This window comes from Kordiimonas marina, from assembly GCF_023006325.1.
GTDB classification, from domain to species: Bacteria; Pseudomonadota; Alphaproteobacteria; order Sphingomonadales; family Kordiimonadaceae; genus Kordiimonas; species Kordiimonas marina.
In genome coordinates, this window is record NZ_JAINDF010000005.1 from 130033 (window position 1) to 142379 (window position 12347).

Below are 12347 nucleotides of genomic sequence, written 5' to 3' on the forward strand. Positions count from 1 at the left end.
GCAAGACATGCTTGAGGTGGGGCTCTCGGCGTTCGGCCTAGCGTGTCTTTGTTACCAAAAGGTGATGGCGTCAAGCATCACGGCCCATTTTTAGGCAAAAAAGTCTCTCCTGCGGCGAAGGGCCGCCCCCTTCAGCCCCGTAAAAAGAGAAAGGTCGTCGGAGTAGAATGTGCAGGCCCAAACAGCACAGCGTGCAAATGTCATGACGGAGGACCCCGCAGACGAAGCGCTCGTAAGGCGCGTCGCTGAGGGTGATCGGACGGCTTATGCCATGCTTGTGCGCCGGCACGGGCTGCGGTTTCGGGCACTTGCCTATCGGATGCTCGGTGCGGTGGACCTGGCTGAAGATGCGGTCCAGGACTCGTTTGTGAAGCTCTGGACCCATGCGGCCCGGTTCGACCCCGAGAAAGCGCGCTTCACCACCTGGTTTCACCGTATCGTGGTGAACCGGTGCCTGGATGAAAAGCGCAAGGTGACACCGGTGGCGCTGCCGGAAGGCTATGATGCGCCGGACCCGGCAGCAGGTGCCGAGGCGGAGCTGGCTGATCAGGGTGACCAGGCTACGGTCCGCGCGGCGCTGCAGGCCTTGCCGGACAGGCAGCGTATGGCGGTGGCGCTCAGCTATTTCGACGGACTGTCGAACAAGGAGGCGGCTGAGGTGATGGACTTGAAGATGAAGGCCTTTGAATCGCTGCTCGTCAGGGCGCGGACGAATTTGAAACAACAGCTTATGGCCGAAAAGGATCGGCTGTTTACAGTTGTAGACTAGTGTAAGGAGGGCAGGAAAATGACGCCCGGAACGGATGGAAAGACAATGCAGAACGGCATGACGCGAGACGCGTTTGAAGCGCTTCTGGCCTGTCACGGCGCTGAGCTGGAGGCCTGGCCCGCGGCTGTGCGCACGGCGGCGGCCGACGCCTTTGCCCTGGGCGCTGAAGGCAAAAGCCTGATCGCGGCTGAACGGGCCTTCCGCCGCCAGCTTGAAAGCGCGCCTGTGCCTGAGGCCGGCTCAGCGGCTTTCCTGGGCTGCCTTATGGATATCCCGGCAAACCATGCTCAGGCTGGGGCCCAGAATACACAGAATGTCATTGTCCGTGGGCTTGGCGCGTTCGCTGACCTGCTGCTCGACGGCCACAAGCTTTTCTCCCGCACGGGGATCGCGGCCCAGGTCGCGGCCTCGGTGATGATCCTTGTCGTCGGGGTGATGATCGGCATGGGTAACCCCACCCAGGATTCCGCGGAACTGGACCTGAGCTCCAGCCTGTTCGCCAGCAGCGACCTTAATTTAGGAGGCCAGTAAGCATGAACGGTAAACTCAAACTGATTGTTGTCCTTCTGGTCGTGTCAGTGGCTGCCAACCTCCTGACCGCCGGGGTCTGGATTGGCCGCGAACTTAGCTGGCATCCGCGCCATCAGGAGCCGCGTCCGCACCGGGTCGACTTCTCCTTGCGCGAACTTGGCCGCTATCTGCCTGAAGACAAGCGTGCTGAGGTGCGGGCGCTTCTCATGGATCACCGCAAAACGCTGATGAGCCACTTCCAAGCCATGCGGGCCAATGAAAACCGCATACGGGCGCTGATTGCCGCCGATGTGGTTGACCGCGATGCGCTTATCAAGGCGTTGGACGAGCATGAGGCCCTGATGCGGGATCTGCATTCGCCTGTCCGCGATATTCTCCTCAATGTTATCGCCAAGCTCGACCATGATACGCGGGTGAAACTGGCGGAAAACATGTTCCGGCGCCGGATTCCGATGGGGCCGCCGCGGGATGGGGGCCGTGATGGCAAGTTTGATCCTGACCGCCGCCTGCCGGATATGCCGCCGCCACCGCCGGAAGGCGACAATGACGATGCGGACGGGGGTGGCACAGGCCGCTTCTAAATTGTCTAAGGGAAGCGCTTATTTTTTGACGCCGGTGCCGACAGCGTCAGCCACGCTGGCGAAGCCGTGCGCTTTCAAAAGGGCGGCCAGCTCCTGCTTGACGCGGGTTACAAGCCCGGGCCCTTCATAAACCAGCATCGAATAAAGTTGCACCAGTGATGCGCCCGCGCGGATTTTTGCGAAGGCATCCGCACCGGAAGCGATACCGCCGACCCCAATGAGCGGAACCTCGCCTTCGGTCGCCTTATAAACGGCTTCGAGAACGCGGGTCGACGGGTCCATGAGCGGTGCGCCCGACAGGCCGCCCATCTCATCCCGATAGCGGGAGGTAAGCGCGCTTGGCCGTGTGATCGTGGTGTTGCTGACAATCAGCCCGTCGATATCGGTCGCGCGGGCGACGGCGGCAATATCTTCAATGTCAGTGGCAGTCAGGTCCGGCGCGATCTTGACCAGGATCGGGATACGCTTCATGCCGCCCTTCATCTTGGCCGCGCGGGCGTCCAGCACCCGGCCGATGAGGTCCTCAAGCGCCGCGCGCGATTGCAGGGCGCGCAGACCCGGCGTGTTGGGGCTTGAGATATTGACGGTGAAATAGTCGCTGAGGCCATACAGCCGCTCGATACCGGTGACATAATCGGCCGTGCGGTCTTCGGAATCCTTGTTGGCACCGACGTTGGCACCCACGGGGCCGGATAGCCCTTTCAGGCCTTCGAGCCGGGCGGCGAAATAGTCGAGGCCCTTGTTGTTGAAGCCGAAGCGGTTGATGACCGCGCGGTCTTCCGAAAGCCGGAACAGCCGGGGCCTGGCGTTGCCGGGCTGGGGCCGGGGCGTCACGGTGCCGGCCTCGACAAAGCCGAAACCGATGCCGAGCGCGCCTTTGATGGCTTCAGCGTTCTTGTCGAAGCCTGCAGCAAGCCCAACCGGGTTTTTGAAGCGGAGGCCGAAGGCCTCGGTTTCAAGGACAGGGTCGTCGCCCGTGTCGCCAAAGCGCCCGCTGACACCCGCCGCCAGGAAGCGGATGGTCAGGGTATGCGCGGTTTCAGGGTCGAGCGCGTGGATGACGGGCCGGATCAGGGGGAACAGGTCAATCATCGGCTTCTGCCTCCTCTATCATAACAAAATCCACGTTGCCGTTCGCGTCCGGTTCCAGCGCCCACGTGTGCGCGACAGCGGCCATCGGCAGCGGGCCATAGAGGTGCGGGAAGTCCTCCCCGCCGCGCGATGCTTCCCACTTGAGCTGGCCTACAGGCAGCTTCCAGGGGTCCACCGCCAGCACATGCAGGGGCGCCACACCGGCGAAATGCAGCCGGGCGGTCTCCGCCACCTGGGCGGCCGTCGAAAAATGGATGAAGCCGTCGGCATGGTCGACCGGCGCGCCCTCGAAAAAGGCCGCGCTTTTCGCTTCCTGCCATTCTTGGGCACGCAAGAGTTTATAAATGTATCGAGGCATGAGGGAAGCAATAGGGGCGACTGCGCCCGAAGGCAAGCGGCTTCTATGCTTTACGGGCGTTCAGGCGCGGGAGAAGAGCAGGCGTCCTACTTCTTCTTGTTCTTCGCGGGCGCGTTCTCGTCAGTGCCTTTCGGGGTCGGGGCACCACGGGGGATTTCGGTCAGCGTGCCGATCCGGCAGGGCAGGCCGGTGCGGGTGACGATATCGTCCATTCTGGCGCACAGCTGACCATTGACCGGCGTGTAGGCGATATAGTTGTTATAATGCAGTTGCGGGCAGTTGCGGCGCAGCTTCATGATAACGTCTTTCTTGCCCATCATCATCAGGCGCACCGTGTCGTCCGATTCAACGCTGTAGGACATGATGCGATCGGTCGTGATGCAGCGGAGCGGTTTACCGGTGGTCTCGGCGCTCGCCTTTTCTGGGGCTTTGGGTGTGTCGGCCGCCTGAACGTTGAGGCCGATGGCGGCGGTGAGGAGGAGGGCTGCGGCGATCTTCATCTTTTTGCTTCCGGTCTCATCTGTCATGTCTAAACTCAGTCTGTCGCCTTATGGCTGAACCTTTGCTGAACGGCGTCTTGGGCCCCGGTCATTGGGGCGTGCGATGCCCGGCCCGATCATAGCCCCTTGTTTTAGCCGCATTTAATGACGACATTAAGGGAAACGCGAGGAGACCCCAAGATGGCAGCGGAAATCTGGTTATGGATTCGCGAACAGGTGGCACGCCTGTTCGGCAGCATCGGGCGCCTGTTCGTAAAACTGTGGCGCTGGTTCACGGGCTGGCTTGGCTCCATCTCCGGCAGCACCTGGCGCCGGGTCGTGCTCGCGGTGCCCGCGCTTTTCGCGCTTTATATCCTGATCGGGATGCCGCTGACCAACCGGATCGATGACACGCTGCCCCTGGATGTGCAGACGCCGTCCGGCGGGTCGCGCACGGTGGCGGACCTCTCCTACCTTGTGAAGCGGGAAACGCTCTATCATGCCTGGGTCGCCAACGACCCGGCCTTCATGCCCGGCTGGTGGATCGACAATACGCCCAATTTCCAGCGCGGCATGATCGGCGCCCTGTCACGCTTCGCCTTCGAGCTTCGGGATCAGATCGGCCGCTCGCGCGGCTCCAGCTCGGTCGACAAGGACCTGGAATCGGCCGCGGGCAACCTCGCGAAGGAGCCGGACCGCTGGCTGATCGACTTTTCCACCTCGATGATGCCGACCCGGACCTCGGATTCCTATTACCGGGAAGCTGCGCGCTCGCTCGATGCCTATAACGCCCGTCTCGCCAAGGGCGACGCGGTATTCGAACGCCGCTCGGACAATCTTCTCGCCACCATCGACCGGATCGCGCTCGACCTCGGGGCGTCCTCGGCGGCGATCGAACGCTATATCGGCGAACATGCCGGCGGGGTGCTGCCTGACTTCGGCGCCGACGATCTCTTCTATCAGGTCAAGGGCCAGGTTTATGCCTACACGGTGATCCTGACCGCGCTTCGGGAGGATTTCGCGTCTGTGATCAAGGACAAGGAGCTTTCCTCCATCTATGACGAACTGCTCCGCTCGCTGAGTGCGGCGGCCCGGCTGGAGCCCCTGGTCGTCACCAATGGCGCGCGGGACGGCGTTTTGGCCAACCACTTGTCAATGCAGGGTTTTTACCTTCTTCGGGCGCGGACGCAGCTCCGGGAAGTCAGCAGTATTCTGGCCAAATAGGCGGCGAATAATGCGCTTGCATGCCTGCTGCACTGCTGTCAGTCTATAGCCCATGACAGGGGAAACATCAGTCGATATCGAAGAGATACGGGGCCCGATACGGTCTGTCCCGAAACGGCGGCGCAAGCTCCTCGTCGTCGTGGACGGCTCACCGGAATCGAAAGTGGCGATCCGTTTCGCGGCGGCGCGTGCCTCGCACCTCACCGGTGGCGGGCTGATCCTGTTCCACTGTATCCGTCCGGGTGAGTTCCAGCACTGGATGGCGGTGGCTGACCGGATGCGCGAAGAATCCTATGACGAGGCCCATGCGCTCCTCGATGAAATGGCCGAACGCCTGCACGCCTACAGCGGCGTGATGCCGGATATCGTCATCGTCGAAGGCGAACCCAAGGATGAGCTGGTGAAATTCCTGGAGACCCAGCCGGACATTTTCGGGCTGGTGCTCGGCGCCGGGGCCGAAGGCGGACCGGGGCCGCTTGTGGACTATTTCGCAAGCTCGATGGTGTCGGACCTGCCGTGCCCGCTGATCCTCATTCCCGGTAACATGACCTATGAACAGGTCGATGCCATGGCCTGACCGGGCCTTATCCCCTCAGCCGATCTTCTGTTCGTACGCCGCCAGTTCCTTGAGCGCGGTCCGGTAATCCGGATATTTCAGGCTATAGCCGAGCCGGGTTTTGACCCGGTCGTTCCGCACCCTTTTGCTTTCGGCGTAAAAGCTGCGTGCCATCGGGCTCATCTCCGCCGTTTCAAAGTCTTCGGTGGGTGGCGGCGCCATGCCGATCAGCCGGGCGGCTTCGGTGATGACATCCTGCGGTGGGGCAGGCATATCGTCGGCTAGGTTGAAAATGTCGCTCGCGTGGCTCGAGGTCATGGCGCGCCAGACAGCGCCGCCGATGTCGGCGACATGGATGCGGCTGAAAAGCTGGCCTTCCTTGACGATCCGCCGCGCGCGGCCATCCATGAGGCTGCGGACCGCGTTGCGCCCGGGGCCGTAAATCCCGGCGAGGCGGAAGATATGAAGGGAGGCGCCGAGGGTGCCTGCCATCTCTGCCCATGCCTGTTCCGCCGCCACCCTGCGTTTGCCGCGCTCAAGGCTCGGGCTTGGCGGCGTGTCTTCATCGACCCAGGCACCGCCATGATCGCCATACACATTGGTGCTGGAGAGATAGCCAGCCCACTGCAAGGTCTTTTGTTGTTCCAGCCAACTACCTGCAATTTCAAGGATAGGGTCGCCGCTCTCGTTGGGCGCGACGCTTGTCAGGGTATGGCTGACGAAGGGAAGGCCACGCATGGCATCTTCGAAGCTGGCCTGATCCGTGATCTCCACAGGGGTAACCCCGATGGCCTCAAGCGCCTTGGCTTTTTCAGGCTGCCTGACCGTGGCGGAGACGGTCCAGCCCGCATCCAGCGCATGGGTCATGACCGCCCGGGCGCTATAGCCGGGGCCGAAAACCAGAAGGTGGGGACGAAAATCTGTCATACCGGTCGATATCTGCCTTGAATTTGCCACGGGTCTTGGTCACTGTCGCGCCCATGATGACACGATCCAGCATAGCCGTAATTCTCGTCGCCGCCAGTCTGCAGTTTAGCCTGCCTGCCGTGGCGGCTCCGTCCCCCAAGGATGCCACCGCGCTTCTTTCGTCCCTGAAGTCGGATGAAGAGCGCTACAGCAAGTGCATGAGCCTGGCCGAGCAGTCACCCGATGCCGGGATCAACATGGCGCTTGTCTGGCAGGGGCAGGGCGGCGGCGTTCCCGCGCGGCACTGTGAGGCCATCGGCCTGTTCCATGAAGGCGAATATGGCGAAGCCGCGGCCCGGCTGATGCTGATTGCCGAAGACATGCGCACCGGCAAGGATATGCCGGTGCAGGATGACAAGCGCGTGGTGGCGGACGCCAGTATGCTGGCGGATATGTATGATCAGGCTGCCAATGCCTGGCTTCTCGCCAAGGAAACCATGCGCGCGGAAAACGCCATCGACATGGCGCTCGCGGTTGTTGAGAAAGGCACATCGCAGCAACAGGAACTGAAGATCGACCGGGCCCGCATCGCGGCGGCCGATCATGATTATGATCTCGCGCTTCGTGACCTGCGGGATGTGCAGAAAGCTGACCCGGGCCGGGATGATATCCTCATCCTGATCGCATCAGCCGCGCGCGGGCTTGGCAAATATGATCAGGCAAAAGTCGCGCTAGACAACTATATGAAAACCCATCCCGACAATTCGACCGCCTATCTGGAAAAAGGCAACCTTGCCTATGCCCTGGGCGATAAGGACGGCGCCCGCCAGGCTTGGGTCAAAGTGCTGCTGCTGACCCAAAAAGGGCCGGACGCCAAAGCGGCGCGTGACAATATCGAAAAGATGGACCTGGAGGTAAAGCCCGGCAAATAAGCCGGGCTTGCCTGTTTGGACGGCTTAGAAGCTGACGCGGGATTCGTATAGGTCGGGCAGGTTGTTTTCAAACAGCACCGCGTCGCCCGCGCGCCAGTTCGCCTTGACCCAGGCTTCGGCTTCTTCCTGTTTCGCGAAAGTCATCACCGTTGTGCTGCCGTCATTGGCGGCATTCAGGGCGGAGACAAAGCTCGGGATACGGTCGGGCGTGACCACCAGCACAATGTCGGCATGTTTCGCGGCGAGCGCGCCCAAGGCGGCGTGCTCTTCCTCATGCTTTTCACCAAGCTCGACCATGCCTGGGGTGACGAGGATGCGCCTGCCGCCGTCGGTCACCAGTACGTCCAGGCATTCAAGCGCGGCGGCAAAGCCGACCGGGTTCGAATTATAGGCATCGTTGATCAGCGTCGGGCCGTCGGTGCCGAGGCTGACTTCCAGCCGGTGGCGGATCTGCGGCATGGACGCCAGCGCGCCTTTGATCGCGGCCCAGGGCAGGCCGATTGCGCGCGCGGCGGCGGCGGCGAGCACAATATTGCCCGCCTGGTGCCTGCCATAAAGCGGCGCCTTGAGGATATGCTCTTCCGTGCCGTCCATCACCTTGAGCGTCAGGCCATCGCGGGTCATTGTGCTGTCCTTGAGGGCGATATCGCCTGTGCGCCCCGCGCTGATATAGCGGCCGGGCACGGCTTTCATGCGTTCAGCCAGAAGTTCTGGCGGGATACCGTCGGTGCTGACGACCACCTCGCCGTCTTTCTTGAAGGTGGCTTCAGCCAGCTCGAACTTGGCGCGCGCCACCGTCTCCAGCGATTTGAAGCGCTCGTAATGCGCGGCGCCAACCGCCGTGATCATCCCGACATCGGGCGGGGTCAGCGTGCACAACCGCGCGATCGAGCCGGGGCCGTATGCGCCCATCTCGACGATGAAATAGTCATGCTCGGGCGTCAGCTGCTCACGGATCACGCGGGTGATACCCATGTCGGTGTTAACCGAGCCGGGGGTCGCCAACGTGGGCGCGGCAGTGGACAGAATATGCTGCAGGATATGCTTGGTCGAGGTTTTGCCGAACGAGCCGGTGATGGCGATGACCCGGGGCTGGAGCTTGTTAAACTTCTCCACAGCCTCAGCGCGGAAGCGTGCCTTGACCCGCTCTTCCGCCGGTTCCAGGAACTTGTTGCCGAAAACCAGCAGCGCCGGAAGGGCCTGCACGAAAGCGATCAGTAACAGGGCGACTGTTACCACCCGCCAGTCATACTGGAGCGTGAGCCAGCTGAAGCCGCTCATGTCAACCTGCACGGCATATTGTTCGCCCTTGGGGGCAAGCCCGCCGGCGACGAGGATGAAGAACAGGGTTGCCGCGGACAGCGCCATATAGACCATGAAAATGCGTTTGGCGCGTGCGGTCATCACCAGCGGCTTCTTCGATGTCTTGCGCATGGCGCGCGACCGGAAAGCACCATGGATGAAGGCGAGGGTCATCAAAGGCCAGGTCAGGTATTTTGCACCCGCGAGCACATTGCCGACACTGCCTGACAGCAGGGTCTGCGACAGGGTTCCGACCAGGGCGGCAGCCAGAAGCCACAGGCTCGCGCGCCGGTCATAAGCTTTTATGTCCTTGACCCAGGCGATGAAGCGGACGCCGTCATATTCCTCCTGCTGGAAGAATTTCATCAGGGCCATGCCGCGCTCGAACGTGAACCACAGAATGAGCGGGATACCGATGATAAGGGCGATGAGATTGAAGGAAATCTCAGGCATTTTTGAGGTCCTCCAGGAAGGTGCGCATCAGCGCCTCGCACTGGTAGGCGCCGCGCGTCAGGATATCCAGATGGCCGAAGCCGGGGACTAGTTCGAAGCGCGCGATCGGGATCAGCTGCTCATACCGACGGCCGATCTCCGGCGGGGTTTCGGTGTCTTCGGAGCCATAGATCAGAAGCGCAGGCGCCCGGCCCGCTTTGGCGGCGGCGGTCAGGTTTTCATTGACCGCCCGCACGAAGGTGCCGCGGAGGACACCGGCGTTCCTGTAATCCGCACTGCCGAACTTCTGGGTATAGGCCTCGCGGAAGTGCGTACCGAAAAGCTTGTCAGAGAGGCGGGCCATCCGGCCGACCAGCTTGAGCCAAAAGGCGCGCAGGCGGAAGGCAAGCGAGCGGCGGCGCTTGAGCCCTGCCCCGCCAATAATGATGATCGCACGGACAAGATCCGGGTGGCGGGCAGCCATCTGCACCGCCATGCGGCCGCCGAAGCTGTGGCCGACGATGACGGCGGGGCCAAGCCCTGAGGCTTTCATTTCAGCCGCAAGCGCGTCGGCATAATCCTCGGTTCCGGCGCCTTCCTGAAGCGGGGCGGTCTCGCCGAAGCCGGGCAGGTCATACAGTGTGTGCTGGCCGTCAGCTTTGAAAAGGTCGGCGAGGCGCGCCATCGAGGCTCCGGTCTGGCCCCAGCCGTGCAGCCACACGAACGGCGCTTTGCCGTCGGTGCCGACCGTCTGCTTGTGCCAGCGTTTCTCCATGCTGCTGCCCTTGTCCGCCACGTGTGTCCTCAGCCCCGCCGGAAGATGGTGGCGCCGCTTGAGCCTGCGTCGGTTTGGCCGAGCCGGTTGGCGGACAGGCGGAAGCCTTCATCGACCATCGCGCTGGTGAGCTTCAGGAAGCTGACCGGCTCTTTTGCTGCTTCCCACAGGAAATAGGCGAAGGAGCCGGGGATGGTGTTGACTTCGTTGAACCACAGCGCGCCCGTCTCGCTGTTGCATAGGAAATCGACGCGCACGCTGCCCGCAAGGGCGAGTTCATCGAAGATTTTTGAGGCGCTGCCCCGAATGAAGCTTTCCTGCGCGTCCGTCAGTTCGTCAGGGTTAAGGACGCGGTTGAGGGACGCCATGCCTTCGCTCGGGCCGGTGTCCAGCTTTGGGCCGCCGGGTTCGCCACCCGCCAGATATTTGTTCTTGAAGTCAAGAAGCTCGGCGTCCCGCTTCGGCCGTTCGATGGCTGAGGTTAGGGTGGTGCCGTCGGCACCGCGGCGGACGGCGATGTTGTATTCGGTAAGGTTGGACACGAAGGGTTCGACGATGACGTCGCTATCGAGCCGGAACGCGGTCATGAGCGCGGCGATCAGGCCGTCCATGTCATCCGCCTTGCCGACACCGACGCTGGAGCCCAGGTTGGCGGGCTTGACGATATAGGGGAAGTCCATGCCTTCCATGGCCTTGAGCGCGGGTGCCACCGTGTCGGCGTCCAGGAACTTGCCCTTGGGCGGGCGCTTGAAGGTAACTTCCGGCAACACTTTGATGCCGTGCGTGCGCGCCACCGCCTTGGTGAAGACCTTGTTCATGGTCGCGGCAGAGCCGAGCGTGCGGCAGCCGGCATAGGGAATACCGGCGAAATCCAGCATGCCCTGAAGGGTGCCGTCTTCGCCGTTGGAGCCGTGGATCGCCGGGACCATCAGGTCGAACGGCAGGCTGACGCGCTTTTCACCCATCAGGCCTTTCTGGAAGGCAATGAGCTGCGGACGGCCGGTCGCGGGTGCGGCAAGGTCCAGCATGACCTGGCTCAGGTCCTTGGTTTCGCTGCCTTCAAGCGGATAGCGGCTGCGCTTCTTGAGCGCCGCGCCGGTCCACCACTGGCCGAGCGGGTCGACATAGATGGGGAGGCCTTCGAAACGGCCGGGGTCCAGCGCTTCCAGGAACTGTAGCCCGCTGAGCACGCTGACATCATGCTCGACGCTTCTTCCTCCGAAAATGACGGCGATGACCTGTTTGTCGGCCATGGGTCCCCCTTATTTGCTGAGCCCTCAAGGGCGTGTTTCCTTCATGTAGCCAATTCGCGGCCAAACGGCAAAGCCAAATAGAGCAAAAACCGTAAGGATGGCGCTTTCTGGGCGCCCCCAAGGCGTCCCCAAGGCCACCTGCACGGATTTGGTCACTCGCTTGTCATTTGACGGCGGCGCGCTCTCGGGTAAAGTCAGGCATCAGGAGCCAGGATCAGGGAGTGGCAACCATGAAACGGATACGGTTGGGCCGTTTGGCCAGTGTGGTAACCAGTGTTGTGGCGAGTATGTGCATGGCCGCGTCAGCGCACGCGGCAACGGACTGGAGCAAGGTCGAGATCAAGACCTTCCATCTGCGCGGGCCGATTTACGCGCTCTATGGCGCGGGCGGCAATATCGGCGTGTCGGCCGGTAAGGACGGCGTCTATATCATCGATGACGACTATGCCCCCTTGAGCGACAAACTGAAGGCGGCGATCAAAGCGATTTCCGACAAGCCGGTCCGCTATGTCATCAACACCCATTATCATGAGGACCATACCGGCGGGAACGAAGCCATGGGCGAAGCCGGTGCCGTGATCGTGGCGCAGGACAATGTGCGGCTGAGGCTTTCCAAAGGCTCCTTCATCAAGGTGTTCGGCATGAAGATGGCGCCGAAAACCGGTGTCGCGCTGCCGACCATCACTTTCAGTGACCAGATTTCCTTCCATATGAACGGCGAAGAAGCCCGGGTGATCCATGTGGACAATGCCCACACCGACGGCGACAGTATTGTCTGGTTCAGGGGCTCGAACGTCATCCATATGGGCGATACCTATTTCAGCGCCCGGCTGCCCTTCATCGACGTGCCGGGCGGCGGCGATATCGACGGCATGATCAGCGCCACCGAAATGGTGCTGTCGGTCGCCGATGACCAGACCAAGATCATCCCCGGCCACGGCCCGCTGTCGGATAAGGCTGGCCTGCAGCGTTACCACGATATGCTGGTGAAGGCGCGAGGGCTGATCGCCGACTTGAAAGCCAAGGGCATGAGCCTCGAGGACATCCGCGCCGCCAAGCCTCTCGAAGCCCTGGACCCTTACTGGCTGCAGAAAGGCCAGGACTGGACCGACAAGTTCATCGGCTTCGTTTACGATAGCCTCTAAGAGCAAACAGCC

The 12347-nt window shown here is 62.0% G+C and carries 14 protein-coding genes; 7 read left to right on the forward strand and 7 right to left on the reverse strand.

All coding sequences use genetic code 11. The features are described from left to right. The first annotated feature begins 202 nt into the window (after positions 1-202). The 3 genes from K6118_RS12460 to K6118_RS12470 are packed head-to-tail and all read left to right on the forward strand — an operon-like array spanning position 203 to position 1881. Entirely contained in the window at positions 203-769 is a 567-nt protein-coding gene (locus tag K6118_RS12460; RefSeq protein WP_247120692.1) for a sigma-70 family RNA polymerase sigma factor, read from the forward strand. An 18-nt stretch (positions 770-787) separates the two neighbouring features. After that, on the forward strand, positions 788-1300 hold the full coding sequence (locus K6118_RS12465) for a hypothetical protein (RefSeq protein ID WP_247120693.1): 513 nt from the start codon (positions 788-790) through the stop codon (positions 1298-1300). Between the two features lie 2 nt (positions 1301-1302). Beyond that, positions 1303-1881: a periplasmic heavy metal sensor gene (locus K6118_RS12470; protein ID WP_247120694.1), complete on the forward strand. Its 579-nt coding sequence runs from the start codon at positions 1303-1305 to the stop codon at positions 1879-1881. A gap of 18 nt (positions 1882-1899) precedes the next feature. Here the strand turns inward: K6118_RS12470 and K6118_RS12475 are convergent, their stop codons facing one another. From K6118_RS12475 to K6118_RS12485, 3 genes are all read right to left on the reverse strand, one after another. Continuing rightward, a complete protein-coding gene (locus tag K6118_RS12475; RefSeq protein ID WP_247120695.1) occupies positions 1900-2973 on the reverse strand; it encodes a quinone-dependent dihydroorotate dehydrogenase in 1074 nt (357 codons plus the stop codon). Then, positions 2966-3307, reverse strand: coding sequence for a DUF952 domain-containing protein (locus K6118_RS12480; RefSeq protein WP_247120696.1), 342 nt, complete (start codon positions 3305-3307; stop codon positions 2966-2968). Before K6118_RS12480 ends, K6118_RS12475 begins: the two co-directional genes overlap by 8 nt. Before the next feature lie 110 nt (positions 3308-3417). Continuing rightward, a complete protein-coding gene (locus tag K6118_RS12485) occupies positions 3418-3858 on the reverse strand; it encodes a DUF6491 family protein (protein ID WP_247120697.1) in 441 nt (146 codons plus the stop codon). A gap of 153 nt (positions 3859-4011) precedes the next feature. Here K6118_RS12485 and K6118_RS12490 point away from each other — a divergent pair, with 153 nt between their 5' ends. Both K6118_RS12490 and K6118_RS12495 read left to right on the forward strand, forming a co-directional pair. After that, positions 4012-5034: a DUF2333 family protein gene (locus K6118_RS12490; protein ID WP_247120698.1), complete on the forward strand. Its 1023-nt coding sequence runs from the start codon at positions 4012-4014 to the stop codon at positions 5032-5034. 52 nt (positions 5035-5086) lie between these two features. After that, entirely contained in the window at positions 5087-5611 is a 525-nt protein-coding gene (locus tag K6118_RS12495; RefSeq protein WP_247120699.1) for a universal stress protein, read from the forward strand. A gap of 15 nt (positions 5612-5626) precedes the next feature. On the opposite strand, the gene K6118_RS12500 is transcribed toward K6118_RS12495, so the two are convergent. Next, the gene (locus K6118_RS12500; protein WP_247120700.1) at positions 5627-6517 is read right to left on the reverse strand and encodes an SDR family oxidoreductase; all 891 of its coding nucleotides are present in this window, start codon (positions 6515-6517) and stop codon (positions 5627-5629) included. 53 nt (positions 6518-6570) lie between these two features. Here K6118_RS12500 and K6118_RS12505 point away from each other — a divergent pair, with 53 nt between their 5' ends. Then, positions 6571-7428, forward strand: a complete 858-nt coding sequence (locus tag K6118_RS12505; RefSeq protein ID WP_247120701.1) for a tetratricopeptide repeat protein — start codon at positions 6571-6573, stop codon at positions 7426-7428. 24 nt (positions 7429-7452) lie between these two features. Here K6118_RS12505 and K6118_RS12510 read toward each other — a convergent pair whose 3' ends face one another. Genes K6118_RS12510 through K6118_RS12520 form a run of 3 tightly spaced genes read right to left on the reverse strand, consistent with a single transcriptional unit; the run spans position 7453 to position 11190 of the window. Beyond that, entirely contained in the window at positions 7453-9183 is a 1731-nt protein-coding gene (locus K6118_RS12510; protein WP_247120702.1) for a Mur ligase family protein, read from the reverse strand. After that, the gene (locus K6118_RS12515; protein ID WP_247120703.1) at positions 9176-9958 is read right to left on the reverse strand and encodes an alpha/beta fold hydrolase; all 783 of its coding nucleotides are present in this window, start codon (positions 9956-9958) and stop codon (positions 9176-9178) included. Before K6118_RS12515 ends, K6118_RS12510 begins: the two co-directional genes overlap by 8 nt. An 8-nt stretch (positions 9959-9966) precedes the next feature. Then, positions 9967-11190 carry a D-alanine--D-alanine ligase gene (locus K6118_RS12520; protein WP_247120704.1) on the reverse strand — a complete coding sequence of 408 codons (1224 nt, stop codon included), beginning with the start codon at positions 11188-11190 and terminating at the stop codon, positions 9967-9969. Positions 11191-11420: 230 nt separating this feature from the next. Between K6118_RS12520 and K6118_RS12525 the strand changes: the two genes are divergently transcribed. Continuing rightward, complete coding sequence (locus K6118_RS12525; protein WP_247120705.1) at positions 11421-12335, forward strand: MBL fold metallo-hydrolase; 915 nt, start codon at positions 11421-11423, stop codon at positions 12333-12335. Positions 12336-12347: the final 12 nt, after the last annotated feature.